We start from the raw sequence: 21,275 nt of genomic DNA, 5'->3' as shown, positions 1-21,275 counted from the left end.
TCTATCCTTTTTGTTAGTTGGATTCTACTAAACACGTAAAAAGCCGAAGTATTACGGCTATTTACCCTGTTGAATTCGACGTAGAGAACGTTCGCGGCGCGATTCTTCCTTCGTCAAATCCAGCAATGTTTCTTCGATGTAAGCTAAATGAGAGTGTGACATTTCACGCGCCTTCTCAGGCTGGCCAGAAACGATCGCATCTACGATATTAGCTCGATGTATACTCACTTTCTCCACAACGTCTTTACGACGATGCAACAGCTTTAAATTTTCCAAGACGTTTTGTTCGAGTAACGGAGCCAAGCTACGAACAATGTGCAATAACACCACATTGTGTGCTGCCTCTGTTAAAGCAATAAGAAAAGCCATCACTGCTGCAGATTCGGCTTCAATATCACCCTTATCTTGCGCGCCGTGAATTTTTTCTTGGCAAGCTTGAATACGAGCAAAGTCTTCATCAGTACCACGTAATGCCGCGAAGTAAGCCGAAATCCCTTCCATCGCATGACGCGATTCCAACAAGTCTAGTTGGGTTTCAGAATGGGATGACAACAAATTAAGCAAAGGATCTGAAAAGCTTTTCCAGATATTTTCGCTAACAAACGTACCTCCACCTTGACGGCGAGTAAGCAAGCGTTTTGCTTCTAAACGTTGTATCGCTTCTCGGATTGAAGGACGAGACACATCGAACTGTTTCGCCAGTTCGCGCTCAGGCGGCAGTTGCTGCCCTGGAGCCAGTGTTCCTTCCACAATCAACCTTTCTAACTCTTGTTCGATTACATCGGAGAGTTTTGGCTGACGAATCCTTTGATAAGCCATAGTTTGTTATTCTTCTTTTCTTCGCTGACAATTGGTAATACCAATTTTAAGTTGGGCAGAAATTAACATAATTAAAACGCCACTGTCCAGTATAAAATTGACCTGCATCATAGAACTAAAAGTGAATTAACCATGATTTAACAAATGAAATTTAAAACAGCAACCAAATTGGTCTTACCATTTACAGAGCTAATACTTTTGGGTAAGTTTCGTGCTAGAAAGTTTCAGGATAAAAATGAATTGTTTCAGAAAGATGTGTGTCACTTGATTAAAAATCGAACCAAGCGCACATTTAAGAGGTAAATACTGTTCATAAGTTTTAATATTTGAGCGTTTGATAAGCTCGTCACACTCTCGATTAATTCGTTCGCTCCCTTTAACCACTTTATTTACACAGCAACAACAAAAATTCACAAGTGGTTATGCTAAGCGTTGATTAAGCAAGGCTCTGCAATTGGCAGAGCCATAAATAAGATTAAGGATTAGAAGCGCAATTTGCCTTTAAATTTTGTCCAGTCGAAGACCAACCCAGGGTCTGTTTTGCGTAAAGGTGCTATGTATTGATGGCCAGTGATACGTTCATTAGTGATCTGAGGAAAACTTGAGACCAGTGTTTCCGTTAGCTCAGTCAAGGCTTGATACTGCTGCTCTGTATAGGCAACAAAATCGCTGCCCTCTAATTCGATACCAATAGAATAATCATTACACCTTTCACGACCGGCAAAGCTCGATTGGCCAGCATGCCAAGCCCTGTCTAGGAAAGAAACGAACTGCACCACTTCACCATCACGGCGAATCAAGCAGTGAGCAGATACCCCCATTTGATGAATCACTTTGAAAAACGCGTGTTCCGCTGGATCGAGCTTGCCCGTGAAAAACTGCTCGATATAAGGCCCACCAAATTGCCCCGGTGGCAGGCTTATATTGTGGACCACCAGCAGAGAGATATCATCGACACTCGGCCGAGCATCAAAATACGGGGAAGGAACATGCCGAGCGTTTTCGTACCATCCTTTGGAGCAGATCGTCATCTTGGTCTCGCTTTCTTTTTTTGCTAGCACAGTAGATTGTGACCTCGCCCATGGAGCAGTCACGCTAGCCTCTTTAATTTGAAGTTAAGCAAGAGTATCATTCCATTCCCACTCCCTTTCAAGATTAGATTTGCGATGAAAAACACACATAACAGCCACCAACGCCTTGACTACTTAAAAGAGCAACTGCCTTTCGAGATTACTCGAGCAGTCGCAGAAACAATCAAAGAAGACCTAGGCGGTACGTTAGATCCAGCGGCTGACATCACAGCAAGTCTAATCCCAGCAGACGCGATCAACAGCGCAACCATCATCACTCGTGAACACGGCGTATTCTGTGGTAAAGCATGGGCTGATGAGGTGTTTAAGCAGCTAGGCGGTGAAGTGACTATCGAGTGGAACGTCGAAGATGGCGATAAGGTTGAACCAAACCAAACGCTTTGCACCCTAACCGGTCCAGCGCGCGCACTATTAACGGGTGAGCGTAACGCAATGAACTTCATTCAAACGCTATCTGGTTGTGCGACCGCAACCGCCATCTATGCTGACAAAATCAAACACACAGAGTGCCGCCTGTTAGATACTCGTAAAACCATCCCAGGCCTACGTAGTGCACTAAAATACGCTGTGGCTTGTGGTGGCGGTTTCAACCACCGTATCGGTGTTTTCGATGCCTACCTAATCAAAGAAAACCACATCATCGCATGTGGCGGTATTGAAAAAGCTATCTCAACAGCAAAAGAGCTTAACCCAGGTAAGCCTGTTGAAGTGGAAACTGAGAGCCTAGAAGAGCTAGAGCAAGCTATCAATGCAGGGGCAGACATCATCATGCTAGACAACTTCACCACTGACATGATGCGTGAAGCTGTGAAGATCAACGCTGGCCGTGCTGCACTAGAAAACTCTGGTAACGTGACACTAGATACTATCGCTGAGTTCGCTGAAACGGGTGTTGATTACATCTCGGTTGGCGCATTGACCAAGCACCTAAAAGCAATGGATCTATCAATGAGATTCAAAGCGTAATTTACTGAATAGTAAATAGTTTCCCTAAAGGCACTGTTAATGACAGTGCCTTTTTATTGCCTTAATTATCAGTATTTCAAACCGTTATTTAAGTTGATCGCATAAATTTGCGTGCTATATGCAACAGCTATTCAATAAATTCAAAACCACTCGCGACCGCACCTGAACACCATTCCACTTCCCCATCTCGACTTCTATTCTCTCTACCATCTTGTGCTTGCACTGAAACAAACTAAAGAATGGAATGAAAAGAATGAATAACAAGAACAAAAGAACAAATCAGAAAGGTTTTACGCTGATTGAATTGATGATTGTAGTGGCGATTATTGGTGCTTTATCAGCTATAGCTGTGCCTGCATATAAAAACTATGTAGCGAAAAGCCAAGCATCCTCTGCGTTAGCAACATTAAAAGCGCTAATTACACCTGCTGAATTATTAATTCAAGAAGAAGGCAGTATTAGTGGTGGTGTAAGTGCATTAGGTGTTTCAGCAGGATCAAACACGTTAGGGACAATCTCAGCCTCAGGAACGACTATTTCATTTTCATTTGTGGACGGTAGCCTTGATGGTGACAGCATGACAATGACAAGAAACGCAGATACTGGTTGGTCATGCTCACTATCAGCCTCAAGCGCGATTCCTTCAATAGAAGGTTGTAACTAATTTGAGGCTAACCAACCTCCCTACAGTTCTCCGTCAGGCTGACTTACTTAGCCTGACTCAAGAACAAGCCGTGGCGGAACATGTACAAGCTTCAGGTATTTCAACACCTGAAGCTTTACTCGTTCTTGATCTCTTCACGAGCGACTCCTTAGCAAACAATATACAAACCATCTTCGGCTTACCCTTAGTACAACTTAACAACACAGATTATGAAGCTTTGTGTGACCAACTAGGGCTACGTGAACTGATCACTAAATATCGAGCTATCCCGATTTCAGTCTCTAACTCGACGCTCACACTTGCTTCAGCCGACCCGACCGACTTACAAGCGGAAGATGATTTTCGTTTTGCAACCGGGCTTCAGATAGAACTGGCAGTCGCCAATTACTCTGAATTAGAAGGCGCGATACGCAAACTGTATGGTCGTTCTATTTCCGGACAAGACTCCAAGCGCAAAGAGATCACCCAAGATGAACTAGCTAACCTAGTTGAAGTATCTGATGACGAGCTCGCGTCGATTGAAGACCTTAGTCAAGACGACTCTCCAGTTAGCCGATTTATCAATCAGATACTGGTCGATGCGGTACGTAAAGGCGCATCCGATATCCATTTTGAACCTTACGAAGAGCATTACCGTGTGCGCCTACGTTGTGACGGAATATTGGTTGAAATCCAGCAGCCCGCCTCTCACTTAAGCCGTCGTTTATCCGCCCGTTTAAAAATTCTCGCCAAGCTTGATATTGCCGAGCGTCGTTTACCTCAAGATGGACGCATCAAGTTGCGCCTGAATGATGAGCTTGCGATTGATATGCGCGTCTCAACATTGCCTACCTTGTGGGGCGAGAAAATTGTACTGAGGCTACTCGATAGCAGCGCAGCCAACCTCGATATCGATAAGCTCGGTTACAGCGACGATCAAAAAACACTGTATCTCAATGCACTAAAACGCCCGCAAGGAATGATCTTAATGACAGGCCCTACTGGCAGCGGAAAAACCGTCTCGCTTTATACCGGCCTTCGAGTGTTGAACACCACAGAACGTAATATCTCCACCGCGGAAGATCCGGTAGAGATTAACCTGTCTGGTATCAATCAAGTGCAAGTGATGCCAAAGATCGGCTTCGGGTTTGCTGAAGCCCTACGCTCGTTTTTGCGACAAGATCCAGATGTGGTGATGGTCGGTGAGATCCGAGATTTAGAAACTGCAGAGATCGCTATCAAAGCATCGCAAACGGGTCACTTGGTGCTTTCGACTCTTCATACTAACTCTGCAGCGGAAACCGTCACTCGGCTCGCCCACATGGGTATTGAACCATTTAACTTAGCGTCCTCGTTAAGCTTAATTATCGCTCAGCGACTGGCAAGACGGTTATGCAGCCATTGCAAAGAAAATGACGACTCTCCGGACATCTTTCTGCGTCACTCTATCCCTAACAGCCAAAGCATCTATAAACCCAACCCTCAAGGGTGTAATGAGTGTAATCAAGGCTATTCAGGTCGAGTCGGTATCTATGAAGTGATGCCTTTTACCGACAAACTCAAAAGCAGCCTTATCAATAAACCCAATGCGTTGGCAATTGAAGACCTTGCGCGTCGAGAAGGCATGCGAACACTGCAAGAGTCCGGTCTGGATAAATTGCTTGAAGGCACCACCAGCTACCAAGAACTGCAACGTGTTCTGTACATATAACCCAATGGAGCACCAATGAGTAGCAAGTCCAAACAATCACAATTAAAAAGCTATCACTGGAAAGGCATCAATAGCTCAGGCAAGAAAGTGTCAGGACAAACCTTAGCGCTTACCGAATTAGAAGTGCGAGAAAAGCTCAAAGAACAACATATTCAAATTAAGAAAATCAAAAAGAAAAGTATTTCAGCCGTCACTCGTCTAACACATCGCGTCAAAGCCAAAGACATCACAATTTTAACTCGGCAACTTGCGACTATGCTCGCCACAGGTGTACCCATCGTACAAGCGATAAAGTTGGTTTCAGACAATCACCGCAAAGCAGAAATGAAATCAATTCTATCGCACATCTGCAAAGGTGTAGAAGCCGGAACACCAATCTCAAAAGCGATGCGAACCGCAAGTCGCCACTTTGATGACCTCTACACTGATTTGGTTGCCACAGGTGAGCTTTCCGGTAACCTCGCACAAGTATTTGAACGCTTAGCGACATATCGAGAAAAGAGTGAGCAATTAAAATCTAAAGTCGTCAAAGCACTGATTTACCCCGCGATGGTGGTCACCGTTGCACTGACCGTTTCTTATTTAATGCTGACTATGGTCATTCCGGAGTTTGAGTCGATGTTTTCAGGCTTTGGTGCCGATCTCCCTTGGTTTACCCAACAAGTACTCTACCTTTCCCATTGGATGCAGGCTTACAGTTTTTATGCGGCTGTAGGCATCGGGCTTCTTGTTCTGATTATTTACCAACTGTGTCAGCGCTCCCACTCGTTCAGACTGTCTGTCAGTCGGCTAGGATTGCGTTTCCCTGTTCTCGGTGGCGTATTAGCTAAAGCCTCAATAGCCAAATTCAGCCGAACCTTATCAACAAGCTTTAGTTCCGGTATTCCTATTTTAATGAGCCTAAAAACTACAGCCAAAACCTCAGGCAACCTGCATTATGAATCAGCAATCATTGAGGTTCACCGTGAAACTGCAGCAGGCATGCCGATGTATATCGCGATGCGCAATACCAATGCCTTCCCTGAAATGGTGTTGCAGATGGTGATGATTGGTGAAGAGTCGGGCAACCTTGATGATATGCTCAACAAAGTCGCTTCCATTTACGAGTTTGAAGTAGACAACACCGTCGACAATTTAGGGAAAATTTTAGAACCATTGATCATCGTATTTTTGGGGACGGTTGTTGGCGGGCTTGTAGTTGCGATGTACTTACCGATCTTTAATCTTATGAGTGTGTTAGGATAGTTAAAGCGACTAAACACCCATGAGCAGCAATCTCTGCTCACCTTGATTAAGTGGTAAAGGACACTATGGAAGTATTTCACTACTACCCTTGGCTATTCCCCGTATTAGCTTTCATTTTTAGCCTCCTTATCGGCAGCTTCCTCAACGTCGTCATACATCGTTTACCGATTATGATGGAGCGTGAGTGGCAACAAGAGTGCTCGGAGTATTTCTCTCAATATAAAATTCCGGCACCAGAGGGAAAGTTTAATCTCAACATTCCTCGCTCTACCTGCCCGAAATGCAACACTCAATTAAGAATTATCGACAATATCCCAGTATTAAGCTGGTTATTCTTGAAGGGCAAGTGTCACAGTTGTGCCACCCCGATCAGCATTCGCTACCCTCTGGTTGAACTGCTGACCGCAATACTGTGTACAGTTGTCGCGAGTCACTTTGGTTTCAGCTTTTACGCTATTGCACTGATATTTTTCACCTTTGCGTTAATTACTGCGACTTTCATCGATCTCGATACTATGTTACTGCCGGATCAAATTACCTTGCCTTTGGTTTGGTCTGGTGTCGCTTTAGCTCTGTTTAATGTCAGCCCTGTATCACTTCAAGACTCAGTGGTTGGCGCTATGGCAGGCTACCTAGCTTTATGGTCTGTTTATTGGCTGTTCAAACTGCTAACAGGCAAAGAAGGCATGGGGTACGGTGACTTCAAGTTGTTGGCTGCTCTTGGGGCATGGCTTGGTTGGCAGCACCTACCGATGATCATCCTTTTATCTTCGCTTGTTGGGCTTGTGTTTGGTTTGATTCAACTTCGCTTAAAACAACAAGGCATAGACAAAGCCTTTCCGTTTGGCCCCTACCTTGCGATTGCGGGTTGGGTAAGCTTGATGTGGGGCAACGACATCATGGGTTGGTATTTTACTTCTGTACTAGGAATTTAACCATGGCAATCATTATCGGATTAAGCGGTGGTATCGCCAGCGGCAAAACCACCGTCGCTAACCTATTCAACGAACACTTTGGCATTGATATTGTCGATGCCGATATTGTGGCACGTGAAGTAGTCGCTCTGGGTAGTGAAGGCCTAAAGCGGATTACCGAACACTTTGGCGAGGCTATCTTACTTGAAGATGGAACACTCAACCGAAGTAAGCTGCGAGAGTTGATCTTCTCTGATCCCAAAGAGAAGCAGTGGCTCAATGATCTTCTTCATCCCATGATCCGTGACAAAATTGACAGTGACCTGTCTAAAGTTACCTCTCCCTATGGTTTATTAGTCGCACCTCTATTAGTTGAAAACCAGATGCAAGGCATGACGGATCGCGTATTAATTGTTGATGTGCCTACCGAAGTGCAGATTGAGCGAACGATGAACCGTGACAATGTTTCTAGGGAACAAGTTGCATCAATTTTGAAATCACAAGCTTCAAGAGAACAACGTTTGGCAGTTGCAGATGACGTGATTAATAACCATACTATAAACCAAGAACTTTTGCCGAAAATCACAGATTTACATAAAAAGTATCTGGCAATCAGTACAGTAGATGGGTCAGAATAGAACTATGTTGAATGAAGGCTTGCTCGATGATCACCCACAAATTTGAACATCCTCTAAATGAGAAAACACGCATCTACCTAAGAGTGGAATCGCTCTTGAGGCAGTTACACCTGTCTTCTACATTTTCCGATGCTCAACAGTATCAACTCTTTTTCCGCTCTATCTTCGATCTGATTGAAATCTTCGAACAGATCCAACTCAAGAGCGAACTTGCAAAAGATCTTGAGAAGCAACGTGTCACCTACAAAAGCTGGTTAGACGTTGAAGGTGTCGATCAAGAGATGCTTACGTCACTGCTCAATGACATTGGCAACATCTATCGTGATTTAATGCACGCGGAGCGTTTTGGCCAATCTCTTAAAGAAGACCGCTTCCTAAGTGCCATTCGCCAGCGTTTTAATCTGCCTGGCGGTTCATGCTGCTTTGACCTACCAGCGCTGCATTATTGGTTGCACCTCCCTCTTGATAAGAGAATGAGAGATGCCAAGGCGTGGATGGATAGCCTACAGCCTCTGTATGAAGCGCTAACACTATGGTTAAAGCTAACCCGAGAGACTGGTCACTTTAAAGAGCAAATTGCTCGCGCTGGCTTCTTCCAGAGCGATGCTGAAGAAGCGAATATCCTTCGCCTATCCATTCCGATGCAATACGGTGCCTACCCTATGATCTCAGGGCACAAAAACCGCTTTGCTGTTAAATTCATGAGTTTTGAAACAGGACAAGCCTGTACTCAAGATATCGAATTTGAGCTGGCTATCTGCACCTAATTAATTTCCTTTAGCGTTTGGCTTGAGTGAACACTTGAGCCTAAACTCTTTGTTATTACACTCTCTAATTAAGAATCACTATGTCGAACAAAATCACCATCGTTAAATGCCCTCAATGTAATACTGACGTTGAATGGGGTGAACAGAGCCCACACCGTCCGTTTTGCAGTAAGCAATGTCAGATGATTGATTTCGGTGAATGGGCAGACGAAGAAAACAGTATCGCTGGCGCACCAGATATGTCTGATAGCGATGGTTGGTCGGAAGACCAGTACTAAGGTTCGAGGTTCGAGGTTCGAGGTTCGAGGTTCGAGGTTCGAGGTTCGAGGTTCGAGGTGAATTATTAAGGGTTGGCGTTTTGCGTCAATCCTTTTTTATTGCCGACAGTTTGGCGTTTGCCAAAAGAGATTTCCTACTCCTTGCTTCGTCAGTCTAGGGAATGACGACCAAAGTAGTCCTAGTATCAACTCATCTAGTTTCATGCACTAACTCAGTAATTCAAACCTCCCCGTCATCCACAAGAGCGAGTAACGAACGAATTGGGGATCGCTTACTTTCAAAGCTCTAAACAGCAGGCACAAAAAAGCGGAGCCAAATGGCTCCGCTTTTATCGATAGAATGCAAAAAGAATTACTTCTTAGCAAGCTTCTCTTTAATACGAGCAGACTTACCAGAACGCTCACGTAGGTAGTACAACTTGGCACGACGTACTGCACCACGGCGTTTAACTTCGATGCTATCAACCATTGGAGAGTGAGTTTGGAACGCACGCTCTACACCTTCACCGTTCGAGATCTTACGAACTGTGAATGCAGAGTGAAGACCACGGTTACGAATAGCGATTACTACGCCTTCGAAAGCCTGTAGACGCTCACGGTCACCTTCTTTTACCTTAACCTGAACTACAACAGTGTCACCTGGTGCGAATTTAGGAAGGTCTGATTTTAGTTGCTCTTCTTCAAGAGCCTTAATGATGTTGCTCATTTGTATAAATTCCTAGAATAAACTGATACTAAATTTAATAGGTTACTGCTTGCTTTTCGTTAAGAGCGTTGCTCTTTAATGAATTCAGCCAGTAATTGTTCCTGTTCGTCAGTCAGAGCTAGGTTTTCCAGGAGTTCTGGTCTTCTTAGCCAAGTTCGGCCCAACGATTGTTTTAATCGCCAGCGACGAATGTCCTTATGGTTTCCAGACTTGAGCACCGAAGGCACTTCTTTGTCGTCTAGCACCTCAGGGCGCGTATAGTGAGGGCAATCTAGCAAACCATTTGCAAAAGAATCTTCTTCTGCTGATGCGAAATCTCCAAGTACACCCGGTACAAACCGAGAGACTGAATCAATCAGCGTCATGGCTGGCAGTTCACCACCCGTCATCACAAAATCCCCAATCGACCATTCTTCGTCGACTTCAGATTGAATGATGCGCTCATCTACCCCTTCGTAGCGACCACAAATAAGAAGTAAATTCTCGTTTATTGCCAGCTCTTCAACACCTTTCTGGTCGAGTTTACGACCTTGAGGTGAAAGGTAGATAACTTTCGTCTTTCCCGGTGATGCTTGTTTGGCAGTTTGGATAGCGTCGCGCAAAGGCTGAACCATCATTAACATGCCAGGACCACCACCGTAAGGTCTGTCATCAACAGTGCGATGCTTATCATGAGTGAAATCGCGAGGATTCCATGTCTCAATAGATAAAAGACCTTTCTTTACCGCTTGACCCGTTACTCCAAAATCAGTAACTGAACGGAACATTTCAGGAAATAGGCTAATTACGCCAACCCACATGTGTTCTCTCGCTCTATGATTTTAAAGTTAGAATCCAGGATCCCAGTCAACTTCGATCCGTTGAGCTTCGCGATCAACTTTCTTGATCACTTGCTCTTCAAGGTACGGTACTAACCGTTCCTTTTGTCCGAAAGCATCCTTAAGATTTGCTTTGATTACTAGAACATCGTTTGAGCCAGTTTCTAGCATGTCGGTAACGACACCTAGATCGTAACCTTTGGTGGTTACTACTTGCATACCAAACAATTCACGCCAGTAGAATTCCTCTTCTGACAATTCAGGTAATGAAGCAGGGTCAATAGCAATTTCAAAGTTAGTCATCAGTTGCGCGTCTTCACGAACGTCTAATCCCGCTAGCTTACATACATAACCTTGGCCATGACGTTTCCAGCTCTCAACTTTGTACTCGACCCACTTACCCTTTAGGTTTAAATACCAAGGGCTGTAATCAAATATGCTTTCAGCGTTGTCTGTGTAGGAGAACACTTTAAGCCAGCCACGAATACCATAGGTAGACCCAAGTTTACCCATGACAATTCTATTGTTTTGCTCGCTCATAGTTTCTTTACCCTTCATCGACATAAGCTATTTCTCTTTAAAAAAGAATTAAGCCGCTTTTTGAGCGTCTTTAACTAGCTTAGCTACACGATCAGATAGAGATGCGCCTTGACCAACCCAGTGGTTAACACGATCCAGGTCTAGACGTAGACCTTCTTCTTGACCTTGAGCAGTAGGGTTAAAGAAACCTACTTTCTCGATGAAACGGCCAGTTGCAGCGTTACGGCTATCCGCAACTACGATTTGATAAAATGGGCGCTTCTTTGCACCGTGACGTGCCAAACGAATGGTTACCATGTCGTCCTCTTTGCTTTCTTAATAAAATAATTAACCCCAAGTATAAGTAATAGCTTGGGGTCTCGTGCCAAATTAAAGCCCCGGAATTTTACTCTTATTCCGGTGCAATGCAAGGGCTTTAGCTATTTTTTCACCAACATAGCTGCCGTACACTTTCTGTGACACGGCTAACACTATGAAAAGTAACGTAGCTAAAGCTTACATTTGTAGATTATCGACCAAACGGGTTAAAGCCACCACCCATTCCGCCCATACCTCCACCGCCGCCCATCATGCCTTGCATGTTGCGCATCATGCCTTTCATGCCACCTTTCTGCATCTTCTTCATCATCTTCTGCATTTGGGTGAACTGCTTAAGCATACGGTTTACATCTTGTACCTGTGTACCAGAACCAGCGGCAATACGCTTTTTGCGTGAGCCTTTGATTAGATCAGGGCGTTGACGCTCTTTCATGGTCATGGAGTTGATGATCGCTTCCATTTGCTTGAACATCTTGTCATCAACTTTATCTTTAACGTTATCTGGTAGCTGAGACATGCCTGGAAGCTTATCCATCATGCCCATCATGCCGCCCATGTTTTGCATCTGACCTAGCTGTTCACGGAAGTCTTCAAGATCAAAGCCTTTCTTCTCTTTGAACTTCTTAGCCAGTTTCTCTGCTTTCTCGGTATCAACGTTTTTCTGTAGGTCTTCAATAAGAGACAGTACGTCACCCATCCCTAAGATACGAGAAGCAACACGATCTGGGTGGAACGCTTCTAGTGCGTCAGTCTTTTCACCAACACCTAAGAATTTAATCGGCTTGCCTGTGATATGGCGAACAGACAGAGCAGCACCACCACGCGCATCACCATCAACTTTCGTCAAGATAACGCCGGTTAGTGGTAACGCATCATCAAAGGCTTTTGCAGTGTTCGCAGCATCTTGACCTGTCATTGCGTCAACAACGAACAGTGTCTCTACTGGTTTAATTGCAGTATGAAGCTCTTTGATCTCGCCCATCATCTCTTCATCGATAGCCAAACGACCCGCAGTATCGACAAGTAGCACGTCATAGAATTTCTTCTTCGCGTGGTCGATTGCAGCGTTTGCAATATCAAGAGGCTTTTGATCAGCTGAAGATGGGAAGAAGTCTACGCCCACATCGCTTGCTAACGTTTCAAGCTGTTTGATCGCCGCTGGACGGTAAACGTCGGCAGATACAACCAAGACTTTCTTCTTGTCACGCTCAGTTAGAAGCTTAGATAGCTTACCTACCGATGTGGTTTTACCCGCACCTTGTAGACCCGCCATTAAGATAACTGCTGGCGGCTGCGCTGCTAGGTTAAGAGCCTCATTAGACTCACCCATTACCGCTTCAAGTTCCGCTTGAACGATCTTAATGAATTCTTGACCAGGCGTTAGAGACTTAGAAACCTCAACACCCACAGCGCCTTCTTTTACGCGCTTAACAAAATCGCGGACAACTGGCAGAGCAACGTCGGCTTCAAGTAGCGCCATACGTACTTCACGCAGCGTATCTTTAATATTGTCTTCGGTCAGACGACCTTTACCGCTGATGTTCTTCAGCGTTTTGGATAGACGATCCGTTAAATTATCAAACATAGTTTTCTCTTCGCTCAAAACTGCGACTATTACTGTGAGTATACATTAGCGCGGATTAGAGTCATACCCGTTGTAGAGCCTTAATCATCCGTGCTTGTGATGTGAGACATTATTCACTTGGAATTGAATGAGGTTCGCCATAGCCCCAAAGAGCGATGCGAGGTATAATTCGCCAATTAGTAATCATTAAAATGGATACCATGGACAGTCTTATTGCGATCGCAGCAGCCTTTCTTTATACAATGGCGATTTCCACGATCATTCCAGGTCTCGTGCACCAAACAGGGATCCGTGTAAAAACGGTGTTTATCAGCGCATTACTTGCTCTAGCTTTCCATGCTTGGTTGCTTGGCGATTTGATTTTTAATGCCAGTGGCCAAAACCTCAGTATCTTGAACGTTGCTTCACTCATCAGTTTAATCATATCAGTGGTAATGAGCGGTGCTATGCTCAAAACCCGTCTGTGGTTCATTCTTCCTGTGGTTTATAGCTTCGCAGCCCTAAACTTGATGGCGGCAACAGTTCTTCCAAGTACCTTCATCAAACATTTAGAGAATGACCCAAAACTGCTGATGCACATCTCTTTGGCGCTTTTCTCTTACGCGACGCTCACTATAGGTGCTCTATACGCACTGCAGCTTGCTTGGCTAGATCACAAACTTAAAAAGAAGAAAGCACTGGTTATCAACCCTAACCTACCTCCATTAATGATGGTCGAAAGACAACTTTTCAAGATCATCCTAATCGGTAATGGCTTATTAACGGGTACCTTACTGACTGGTTTTATCTTCGTACAGGACATGTTTGCTCAAGGTAAAGCGCACAAAGCCGTGTTGTCTTTTATTGCTTGGGTTATCTACTCCATTCTTCTTTGGGGTCATTACCAAAAAGGTTGGCGTGGGCAAAAGGTAACTTGGTTCGCCCTTGCCGGTGCCAGCATGCTCACATTAGCCTACTTCGGTAGCCGCTTCGTTCAGGAAATTATCCTGAGATAACACCCAAATTGAAGGCAAGGGAACGCATACCTTGCCTTTAAAATATTGGTCAGATAGATTCAATTGACATCTCGACCATGTTCGGTCATAAATTAATCAAGATATACAAATAGGAAAAGAATAGTTTTGGACGACATATCAACGGGTATCTTATTTGCGCTACTCGCGTGTCTCATTGTAATTTCTGGTTATTTCTCTGGTTCAGAAACGGGCATGATGTCCTTGAACCGCTACCGTTTAAAGCACTTGGCCAACACGGGTCATAAAGGTGCAAAGCGCGTAGAAAAACTTCTGAACCGCCCCGACAGGTTGATAGGCCTCATTCTCATCGGCAATAATCTTGTCAACATTCTCGCTTCTGCGATTGCAACCATTCTTGGTATGCGTATCTACGGGGACATCGGTGTGGCTGTCGCAACCGGTACCCTGACTCTCGTGATCCTCGTATTCGCTGAGGTCACACCAAAAACCATCGCCTCTCTGTTTCCTGAACGTGTCTCCTACGCCAGCAGCATCTTGCTAATGATTCTGATGAAGGTGCTGTCGCCACTGGTGATATTAGTCAACTTCATTACCAATGGCTTTATTCGTATTCTGGGTGTCAAAGCCAGCCACGACGCGACCGATCATTTAAGTTCTGAAGAGCTAAGAACTGTAGTTAATGAAGCGGGTAACCTAATACCTCAACGTCACCAAGATATGTTGGTGTCTATTCTAGATTTAGAGCACGTTACGGTGAACGACATCATGGTGCCTCGTAACGAGATTACCGGTATCGACATTAATGATGATTGGAAATCCATCGTCCGTCAGCTGACTCACTCCCCTCATGGTCGTGTGGTTTTGTACCGTGACCAAATTGATGAAGTGGTTGGCATGCTGAGGCTGCGTGAAGCATATCGCTTGATGCTGGAAAAGAACGAATTCAACAAAGAAACTCTGCTACGCGCTGCAGACGAAATCTACTTCATCCCGGAAGCAACACCACTCAACATTCAGCTGCTTAAATTTCAACGCAACAAACAGCGTATCGGACTAATCGTTGATGAGTACGGTGACATCAATGGCTTGGTTACATTAGAAGATATTCTAGAAGAGATTGTCGGTGAGTTTACCACTTCAATTGCGCCAAGTTTGTCTGATGAAATCACCCCGCAGAGCGACGGTAGCTTCCTAATTGAAGGCAGTGCGAACATTCGTGATATCAACAAAGGGTTGCAATGGGCACTCCCAACCGATGGCCCAAGAACGTTGAATGGTTTGATACTAGAACATCTGGAAGACATTCCAGAGAGTCACCTAAGTGTTCAAGTGGCTAGCCATCCAATGGAGATAGTGGAGCTTGAAGAGAACCGCATCAAGCTAGTACGTGTGTTTCCACAGATCGTAAATGGATAACAGGTTCAGATAGTACTCGCTATTGATCTGCTAAGTGAGAAAATAGAAAGGCCCGGTTCAATGAACCGGGCCTTTTCATATCTTACTCATTGAGAATTAACTCAAATAATTAATCAACTTTAAGCTCTTTAAGCATCGACTCTGGCAGTGCTAGCTCTTCGTTCTTGTTTACTGAGATACCAGCAGCGATGATGGCATTCGCAATCTCTTTCGCTTCATCTAAAGAGTGCATTGCCGCTGTACCACACTGGTATTCGTTCAGCTCAGGGATTTTATTCTGGCTCTCAACTTTCAGCACGTCTTGCATTGCCGCTAACCAAGCATCAGCCACTTGCTGCTCTGAAGGTGTACCAATCAGGCTCATGTAGAAACCAGTACGACAACCCATAGGTGAAATATCGATGATCTCTACGTCTGAACCGTTCAGTTGAGCACGCATGAAGCCAGCGTATAGGTGCTCTAGAGTGTGGATACCTTTCTCAGATAGGATATCTTTGTTTGGTGCCGTGAAACGCAGGTCAAATACCGTGATGGTATCCCCTTTTGGAGTTTGCATTGTTTTCGCAACACGAACTGCTGGTGCGTTCATACGAGTGTGATCTACAGTAAAACTATCTAATAAAGGCATTGCTATTCTCCGTGACGGTTGGCTTTAGAAAAACCAACTTCGATTGTCTTCTAGTTCTTTGCGGCACTGTTTCAGTTGCCAGCCATAATCTTTTGCTTGCTGTTCGACTTTACGAGCCACCTTAATTAAAGATGGTTTGCTGTTATACGATTTTCGCTTATAACCACCACGACCTTCATGGTAAGCCAAGTACTGGTTATATGGGTCCCACAGCGATATACCGAGTTGACGACGCGTTTCGCTGGTGTACCAGCCTATAAACATCAGCGCATCATCAAAGTTGGTTCTTGAACCGCCATTGTTGGTCGCTTTTTGGAAATCTTCCCAAGCTGGGTCCTGAGCTTGAGCATATCCATAAGCGCTGCTTACACGACCCCAAGGAATAAACCCAAGGATGTAATCTTTTGGCGGGCGCGCATCATGACGGAAGCTACTCTCTTGTTTTACAAAAGCCATAGCTACGTTGATGGGAGTACCCCACTCTTCTTGCATATCTAAGGCATCTTCGTACCACGATGGATGCTCTCTGAAGATGCTACATAGGTTGTCTTGTTGTTTCGGCGGTGGTGTTGCACAACCAACCAAAAGGCTAGAGACAACGCCGCCAGTGACTACAGGTAACCATTTACTACTCGCTCGAGTAGGCTTACCTAATAAGGCTTGCTTCCTTTCCACCAACGTCTCGCTATGCTTTTAAATACGAAAAATAATACGCTAAGAAGCTGTCAAAATCTTGAGTGCTCGCTTCTTCACTTTTTTGCTGAGCAATCACAGAGCGTTGAACCTCTGCTTCCATCAGCTCAGCTGAATACACCTTGTATTGGTGTGCTTTGTGCTGTTGTGCATACGTTTTACCTAGCGCACAGCCAACTTTACCTAAGCCACCTAACTTTTTAGTCTCTTGTAGCAATTGGCCAGAAATGGTTAACTCTGGGTTATCAATCCAAGCTTCAAGCGTATCGCAGGTTTCTTGGTAAGCTCGACCGCCTTGTTCAACATCCATCATTTCAGCAATTGAGCGTAGATCTTTGAACACGCGCTTCGCCCAATCTTGCAGAGATAAGCGCTCACCGTGACAGCCAATTTGCAGTTCTAGACCAACTTGACGACCTTCTAGGATCACCTTGTTCCAGTTGTCGCGCCAGCATTCAAGCTCACAGTTATCCATCTCAGCAGAGTCAGTTAGCACACTCCAGGTTAGGAATAGATCTAAGAAGCGAACTTGTTGCTCCGTGATACCGATTGAGCTGAATGGGTTTACGTCTAGAGAGCGAACCTCGATGTACTCAACACCGCCACGAGCCAGCGCTTCAGATGGTTTCTCGCCACTCTTCGCCACACGCTTAGGACGGATAGGTGCGTAAAGCTCATTCTCAATTTGCAATACGTTGCTATTAAGCTGACGGTATTCGCCCTCAACCTTAACGCCAATTTCAGCAAACTCTTCTGATGGAGTGCGAATCGCTTGATTCAAGCCCTCAAGGTACTGCTCTAGGCTATTAAAGCCAATCTTCAATACGCTTTGCGCGCTGTTAGTGTAACCAAGATCACTCAGACGAAGAGCCGTTGCTTTTGGTAGATACAGTGTCCCACCAACCTTTTCAAAAGGTAAATTCGTTTCTCTTCCTTTGATGAAAGATGAACACAATGCTGGTGAAGCACCGAAGAAAAATGGGATTAACCAACCAAAGCGGTAGTAGTTACGAATCAAACCGAAGTAAGCATCTGATTTTGCGTCACTACGCTCTTGTTCTGTTTGTTCACCAAACAAGCTATCCCAGAAGCTTTCAGGGAAAGAAAAGTTAAAGTGAACGCCAGAGATAATCTGCATCAAGCTACCGTAACGGCGTTTTAGGCCCTCACGATATAACGTTTTCATTTTACCGTTGTTAGACGTGCCGTATTGCGCAAGCTGAATGTCGTCTTCACTACCAACATAACAAGGCATAGAGAGCGGCCACAGTTTTTCACCGTCTAACTTGGTTTGTGTGAAATGATGAATATCAGACAACTGATTCAAAAGAGTAGGAACGTCGTTTGAAACAGGTGTAATAAATTCCAGTAGCGACTCAGAGAAATCGGTCGTTACCCACTCGTTCATCAACGCAGATCCTAAAGCCTTAGGGTGCGGCCCAGTAGCAAGGTGCCCATCTTCCGTGTAGCGCAATGTTTCCCTTTCAACACCACGACCAAATTGAGAGAAGGTCTTAGGGTTGGTTGCAACTTGCTTTATTCGCGCAGCAAAATCAGTCAAAATTCAGTTCACTTATCTTATATCGTTCTGATTAGAACTATCATAAATTAGGTTGGAGGAGAAAAGTAGAGTCTCTTCCCTCCCCCTTTAATGTGTACTCTAACGAATGATTTCAAGCTCTTCTATTGGAATATCTAACTTTTCTAATTGCGGGCGAAGCGAAGCCGCATCACCAACCACAATTATTTGATAATCATTCGGGTCGAACCATTTCTTCGATAGTTCATTCAATGTCTCTTTTGAGACCGTCTCAACTATCTGATTACGCTGTTGTAGGTAATCTTCATCAAGGCTCAATGCAACAATATTACTCAACAACCCTGCTTTCTGACTTAGCGTTTCGTATTTGAGTGCATCTTGTTGACCGACGGCAAGGCGCATAAATTTCACCTCTTCGTCAGTTAATCCACTTTGGCTAAACTCATTCAGTTCATTAATAAACTCTTGAATCGATGGCACTGTCGCGTTGGCTCTTACCTGTGCGCTAAATACTACTGCCCCCGTTTCACGAGTACTGGCAAAGTAACCACTCGCACCATAAGTGTACGCTTTGTCTTCGCGTAGGTTCTGGTTGATGCGGCTATTAAAATTACCCGCTAGGTTAAAGTTAGCCAATTGGCTCTTATACAACTCTCCCGTAGCATCAAAAGGCAGACCTTTACGAACTAAGCGAACGATACTTTGTGGCGCGCCCGGCTTATCAACTAAATACAAACGCTGCTCAGTTAGATCTTTGACAATTTGTGGGCGTGTCATCGATGCCGCCTCGCCTTGCCACTCCTCAAAGAATTGTAGCTGCTTTCCAACCTCTTTCTTCGAGATGTCCCCTACAATAACAATATTAGCTCCCTCCGGAGTATAGTGTTGACTGTAAAACTGTTTTACATCGCCCAGAGTTAACGATTCTAGAGACTCTTTAGTTCCATCACTCGCACGAGCAAAAATACTATCGCCAAACAGCACTTCACGGGTTGCTTGAGATGCCATCCAGCTTGGTTGTTGATGCTGATACACCACCCCTTCTAGCATCTGTTTCTTAACACGTTCAAAGTCTTGCTCATCGAACTTAGGCTCAAGCAAAACCTCTTGCACGATCACTAAGGTTTGAGGCAGGTTTTTCTCTAGCGTAGAAATTGAAATATCTGTGGTGTAACTACCAGCACTGATACTCACGCTGCTACCCAACTTATCTAGGGTCGCCTGTAGCTCTTCAACCGTTCGTTTAGTAGAGCCTTCTTCCATCATAGCGGCAGTTAGGTTTGCTAGGCCCTCTTGTCCTTTACGAACATAACGCTCACCTGCAGGTAGTTGGATTTGCATTTGTACGGTTGGCGTTTCGTTGGTTTCAGTACCAATCAAATCAGTACCATTTGCAAAGTGCATACGATACAGCTCTGGCATTGTCGCTTCGACACCAAAGGTTACCTCAGGCATAACACTGCGTTCAAAGGTGTCTGTTGCTCTTCTGAAGTTCAGTTGGTCTTCCGTTACTTTACTGTATTCAGGCAAAGTACGTGGTGGCGTGGTAAATGTTGCTTCTCGAACGGCTAAATCAAGCTGTTTTTTCGGAACCACACTCAAAGTAACCTTATGCTTACCTTCGATGAAATTTTGGTAGGCCTTGCTCACGCTTTCAGGCGTGACGGCACGGATTTGATCCAACTGGGACTCAATGCGATCTGGCTGACCATAGAAAGTTTGGTTAGATGCCAATTGCGACACCTTACCTTTAACACTTTGCAGTGCAAAAACCGCATCCGCTTCGGCCATTCCAGTAATCTGGTCAAGGCGTTCTTGTTGAACACCCTCTTTCGAGAACTTATCTAAGGTATCCATTAACTCTTTGTTGAGAGCCGTTAAGTCACCTTTTTTACCAGAATTACCCATCGCATATACGTACATAATACATGCCAACTCAGCACAATCGTGGAATGAGCCTGCACTCACTGCTTTTTGTGTTTTCACTAAGTTTTGGTAAAGATAACTGTTGGTACCGGAGCCCAAAACGTTAGACAGCGCATTCAGTGACGCTTGGGTCTCTTCGCCGCGATAAGTTGTCGGCCAACCGACCAATACCATTGGCTGACGAATGTTATCTTCTAGAGTGATGTACTTATCTTCCGTTAGTACCGCAGGTTGTTTCACGGCAGGCTTAACCTCTGGGCCTTTCGGGATCGGACCAAAATACTTATTAACCCACTCAAGCGTATCATCAACGTCGATATCACCACCGATAGTCAGCACCGCATTATTTGGGCCGTACCAACGTAGGAAGAACGCCTTGAGGTCGTTTACATCAACACGATCTAGATCTTCGACATAGCCGATTGGTTGCCATGAGTAAGGGTGGCCTTCTGGGTAAAGCGCTTCACCCATTCGCTCCCACATTAGACCGTAAGGGCGGTTTTCATAGCTTTGAGCACGTTCGTTTTTCACCGTGCCTCTTTGTACTTCGAATTTCTTCTGAGAAACCGCGTCCAACAAGAAACCCATTCGGTCTGACTCTAACCACAACATTTTCTCAAGCTGGTTTGAGGGAACCGTCTCAAAGTAGTTAGTACGATCGCGGTTAGTGGTACCGTTTAACGAACCACCCGCTTCTGTAATGATCTTAAAGTGCTGTTGATCGCCAACATTCTCAGAGCCTTGGAACATCATATGTTCGAAGAAATGCGCAAAGCCTGACTTGCCTATCTCTTCACGTGCAGAACCGACATGGTAAGTCACATCCACATGCACCAATGGATCAGAATCATCAGGAGAAAGAATAACGGTTAAGCCATTATCCAATTGATACTTAGTGTAAGGAATCACCACTTTATCTTTAGAGGGCTTAACCTCTTCTAAAAGAGTGACACCTTCTGGTAATGAGGAAAAGAAGGATGTTGAGCTAGGTACATTGTAAGAACAGCCAGCAATGGCGATAAGAGAAAATGTACCAAGTAAAACCTTTTTCATAGG

The 21,275-nt window shown here is 44.8% G+C and carries 20 protein-coding genes and 1 pseudogene; 10 read left to right on the top strand and 11 right to left on the bottom strand.

Annotated features, from left to right (window positions below):
- Positions 1–57: 57 nt before the first annotated feature.
- On the bottom strand, positions 58–819 hold the full coding sequence (pdhR, locus tag L1D11_RS03205; protein ID WP_004738167.1) for a pyruvate dehydrogenase complex transcriptional repressor PdhR: 762 nt from the start codon (positions 817–819) through the stop codon (positions 58–60).
- Between the two features lie 482 nt (positions 820–1,301).
- Positions 1,302–1,902, bottom strand: a pseudogene (gene ampD / locus L1D11_RS03200) (1,6-anhydro-N-acetylmuramyl-L-alanine amidase AmpD).
- Between the two features lie 83 nt (positions 1,903–1,985).
- On the opposite strand from ampD, the gene nadC reads away from it, so the two are divergent.
- From nadC to yacG, 8 genes are all read left to right on the top strand, one after another.
- Positions 1,986–2,876, top strand: coding sequence for a carboxylating nicotinate-nucleotide diphosphorylase (gene nadC / locus L1D11_RS03195; protein ID WP_239831503.1), 891 nt, complete (start codon positions 1,986–1,988; stop codon positions 2,874–2,876).
- Between the two features lie 253 nt (positions 2,877–3,129).
- Positions 3,130–3,540, top strand: coding sequence for a pilin (locus tag L1D11_RS03190; protein ID WP_048659369.1), 411 nt, complete (start codon positions 3,130–3,132; stop codon positions 3,538–3,540).
- 1 nt (position 3,541) lies between these two features.
- Positions 3,542–5,230, top strand: a complete 1,689-nt coding sequence (gene pilB, locus L1D11_RS03185) for a type IV-A pilus assembly ATPase PilB (protein ID WP_239831502.1) — start codon at positions 3,542–3,544, stop codon at positions 5,228–5,230.
- Between the two features lie 15 nt (positions 5,231–5,245).
- Positions 5,246–6,475: a type II secretion system F family protein gene (locus L1D11_RS03180; RefSeq protein ID WP_239831501.1), complete on the top strand. Its 1,230-nt coding sequence runs from the start codon at positions 5,246–5,248 to the stop codon at positions 6,473–6,475.
- Between the two features lie 65 nt (positions 6,476–6,540).
- Complete coding sequence (locus L1D11_RS03175) at positions 6,541–7,410, top strand: A24 family peptidase (RefSeq protein ID WP_239831500.1); 870 nt, start codon at positions 6,541–6,543, stop codon at positions 7,408–7,410.
- Between the two features lie 2 nt (positions 7,411–7,412).
- Positions 7,413–8,027: a dephospho-CoA kinase gene (coaE, locus tag L1D11_RS03170; RefSeq protein WP_239831499.1), complete on the top strand. Its 615-nt coding sequence runs from the start codon at positions 7,413–7,415 to the stop codon at positions 8,025–8,027.
- A 26-nt stretch (positions 8,028–8,053) separates the two neighbouring features.
- Positions 8,054–8,794 (top strand): cell division protein ZapD, encoded by a 741-nt coding sequence (zapD, locus tag L1D11_RS03165; protein ID WP_061032469.1) that lies wholly within the window; start codon positions 8,054–8,056, stop codon positions 8,792–8,794.
- Between the two features lie 80 nt (positions 8,795–8,874).
- The gene (gene yacG / locus L1D11_RS03160) at positions 8,875–9,072 is read left to right on the top strand and encodes a DNA gyrase inhibitor YacG (RefSeq protein ID WP_008222354.1); all 198 of its coding nucleotides are present in this window, start codon (positions 8,875–8,877) and stop codon (positions 9,070–9,072) included.
- A 352-nt stretch (positions 9,073–9,424) separates the two neighbouring features.
- Here yacG and rplS read toward each other — a convergent pair whose 3' ends face one another.
- The 5 genes from rplS to ffh form a co-directional block, all read right to left on the bottom strand.
- On the bottom strand, positions 9,425–9,778 hold the full coding sequence (gene rplS / locus L1D11_RS03155; RefSeq protein WP_004738151.1) for a 50S ribosomal protein L19: 354 nt from the start codon (positions 9,776–9,778) through the stop codon (positions 9,425–9,427).
- A gap of 59 nt (positions 9,779–9,837) precedes the next feature.
- Positions 9,838–10,578, bottom strand: coding sequence for a tRNA (guanosine(37)-N1)-methyltransferase TrmD (gene trmD / locus L1D11_RS03150; protein WP_239831498.1), 741 nt, complete (start codon positions 10,576–10,578; stop codon positions 9,838–9,840).
- A gap of 27 nt (positions 10,579–10,605) precedes the next feature.
- The gene (gene rimM, locus L1D11_RS03145; protein ID WP_239831497.1) at positions 10,606–11,160 is read right to left on the bottom strand and encodes a ribosome maturation factor RimM; all 555 of its coding nucleotides are present in this window, start codon (positions 11,158–11,160) and stop codon (positions 10,606–10,608) included.
- A gap of 24 nt (positions 11,161–11,184) precedes the next feature.
- A complete protein-coding gene (gene rpsP, locus L1D11_RS03140) occupies positions 11,185–11,433 on the bottom strand; it encodes a 30S ribosomal protein S16 (protein ID WP_004410028.1) in 249 nt (82 codons plus the stop codon).
- A gap of 211 nt (positions 11,434–11,644) precedes the next feature.
- Positions 11,645–13,039 (bottom strand): signal recognition particle protein, encoded by a 1,395-nt coding sequence (gene ffh, locus L1D11_RS03135; RefSeq protein WP_239831496.1) that lies wholly within the window; start codon positions 13,037–13,039, stop codon positions 11,645–11,647.
- 200 nt (positions 13,040–13,239) lie between these two features.
- On the opposite strand from ffh, the gene L1D11_RS03130 reads away from it, so the two are divergent.
- Together L1D11_RS03130 and L1D11_RS03125 are read left to right on the top strand one after the other, a co-directional pair.
- Positions 13,240–14,034 (top strand): inner membrane protein YpjD, encoded by a 795-nt coding sequence (locus L1D11_RS03130; protein ID WP_239831495.1) that lies wholly within the window; start codon positions 13,240–13,242, stop codon positions 14,032–14,034.
- A 126-nt stretch (positions 14,035–14,160) separates the two neighbouring features.
- A complete protein-coding gene (locus tag L1D11_RS03125; RefSeq protein ID WP_008221067.1) occupies positions 14,161–15,432 on the top strand; it encodes a CNNM domain-containing protein in 1,272 nt (423 codons plus the stop codon).
- Between the two features lie 109 nt (positions 15,433–15,541).
- Here the strand turns inward: L1D11_RS03125 and luxS are convergent, their stop codons facing one another.
- From luxS to L1D11_RS03105, 4 genes are all read right to left on the bottom strand, one after another.
- Complete coding sequence (gene luxS / locus L1D11_RS03120) at positions 15,542–16,060, bottom strand: S-ribosylhomocysteine lyase (RefSeq protein ID WP_239831494.1); 519 nt, start codon at positions 16,058–16,060, stop codon at positions 15,542–15,544.
- 24 nt (positions 16,061–16,084) lie between these two features.
- Entirely contained in the window at positions 16,085–16,735 is a 651-nt protein-coding gene (locus tag L1D11_RS03115; RefSeq protein WP_239831493.1) for a hypothetical protein, read from the bottom strand.
- Positions 16,736–16,745: 10 nt separating this feature from the next.
- Positions 16,746–18,314: a glutamate--cysteine ligase gene (gshA, locus tag L1D11_RS03110; RefSeq protein WP_239831492.1), complete on the bottom strand. Its 1,569-nt coding sequence runs from the start codon at positions 18,312–18,314 to the stop codon at positions 16,746–16,748.
- 99 nt (positions 18,315–18,413) lie between these two features.
- On the bottom strand, positions 18,414–21,272 hold the full coding sequence (locus L1D11_RS03105; RefSeq protein WP_239831491.1) for a pitrilysin family protein: 2,859 nt from the start codon (positions 21,270–21,272) through the stop codon (positions 18,414–18,416).
- Between the last annotated feature and the right edge of the window lie 3 nt (positions 21,273–21,275).

Origin of the sequence: Vibrio sp. Isolate32 (assembly GCF_022397955.1) — a bacterium.
In the GTDB taxonomy this organism is placed as follows: Bacteria; Pseudomonadota; Gammaproteobacteria; order Enterobacterales; family Vibrionaceae; genus Vibrio.
Note: the sequence above shows the minus strand (reverse complement) of the source record. Positions and strands in the feature narration are given on the sequence as shown.

Bases quoted from the DNA above. Each gene is read 5' to 3' on its own strand.
- pdhR (WP_004738167.1), bottom strand. From the start codon at position 819: ATGGCTTATCAAAGGATTCGTCAGCCAAAACTCTCCGATGTAATCGAA.
- nadC (WP_239831503.1), top strand. From the start codon at position 1,986: ATGAAAAACACACATAACAGCCACCAACGCCTTGACTACTTAAAAGAG.
- L1D11_RS03190 (WP_048659369.1), top strand. From the start codon at position 3,130: ATGAATAACAAGAACAAAAGAACAAATCAGAAAGGTTTTACGCTGATT.
- L1D11_RS03180 (WP_239831501.1), top strand. From the start codon at position 5,246: ATGAGTAGCAAGTCCAAACAATCACAATTAAAAAGCTATCACTGGAAA.
- L1D11_RS03175 (WP_239831500.1), top strand. From the start codon at position 6,541: ATGGAAGTATTTCACTACTACCCTTGGCTATTCCCCGTATTAGCTTTC.
- coaE (WP_239831499.1), top strand. From the start codon at position 7,413: ATGGCAATCATTATCGGATTAAGCGGTGGTATCGCCAGCGGCAAAACC.
- zapD (WP_061032469.1), top strand. From the start codon at position 8,054: ATGATCACCCACAAATTTGAACATCCTCTAAATGAGAAAACACGCATC.
- yacG (WP_008222354.1), top strand. From the start codon at position 8,875: ATGTCGAACAAAATCACCATCGTTAAATGCCCTCAATGTAATACTGAC.
- rplS (WP_004738151.1), bottom strand. From the start codon at position 9,778: ATGAGCAACATCATTAAGGCTCTTGAAGAAGAGCAACTAAAATCAGAC.
- trmD (WP_239831498.1), bottom strand. From the start codon at position 10,578: ATGTGGGTTGGCGTAATTAGCCTATTTCCTGAAATGTTCCGTTCAGTT.
- rimM (WP_239831497.1), bottom strand. From the start codon at position 11,160: ATGTCGATGAAGGGTAAAGAAACTATGAGCGAGCAAAACAATAGAATT.
- rpsP (WP_004410028.1), bottom strand. From the start codon at position 11,433: ATGGTAACCATTCGTTTGGCACGTCACGGTGCAAAGAAGCGCCCATTT.
- ffh (WP_239831496.1), bottom strand. From the start codon at position 13,039: ATGTTTGATAATTTAACGGATCGTCTATCCAAAACGCTGAAGAACATC.
- L1D11_RS03130 (WP_239831495.1), top strand. From the start codon at position 13,240: ATGGACAGTCTTATTGCGATCGCAGCAGCCTTTCTTTATACAATGGCG.
- luxS (WP_239831494.1), bottom strand. From the start codon at position 16,060: ATGCCTTTATTAGATAGTTTTACTGTAGATCACACTCGTATGAACGCA.
- L1D11_RS03105 (WP_239831491.1), bottom strand. From the start codon at position 21,272: ATGAAAAAGGTTTTACTTGGTACATTTTCTCTTATCGCCATTGCTGGC.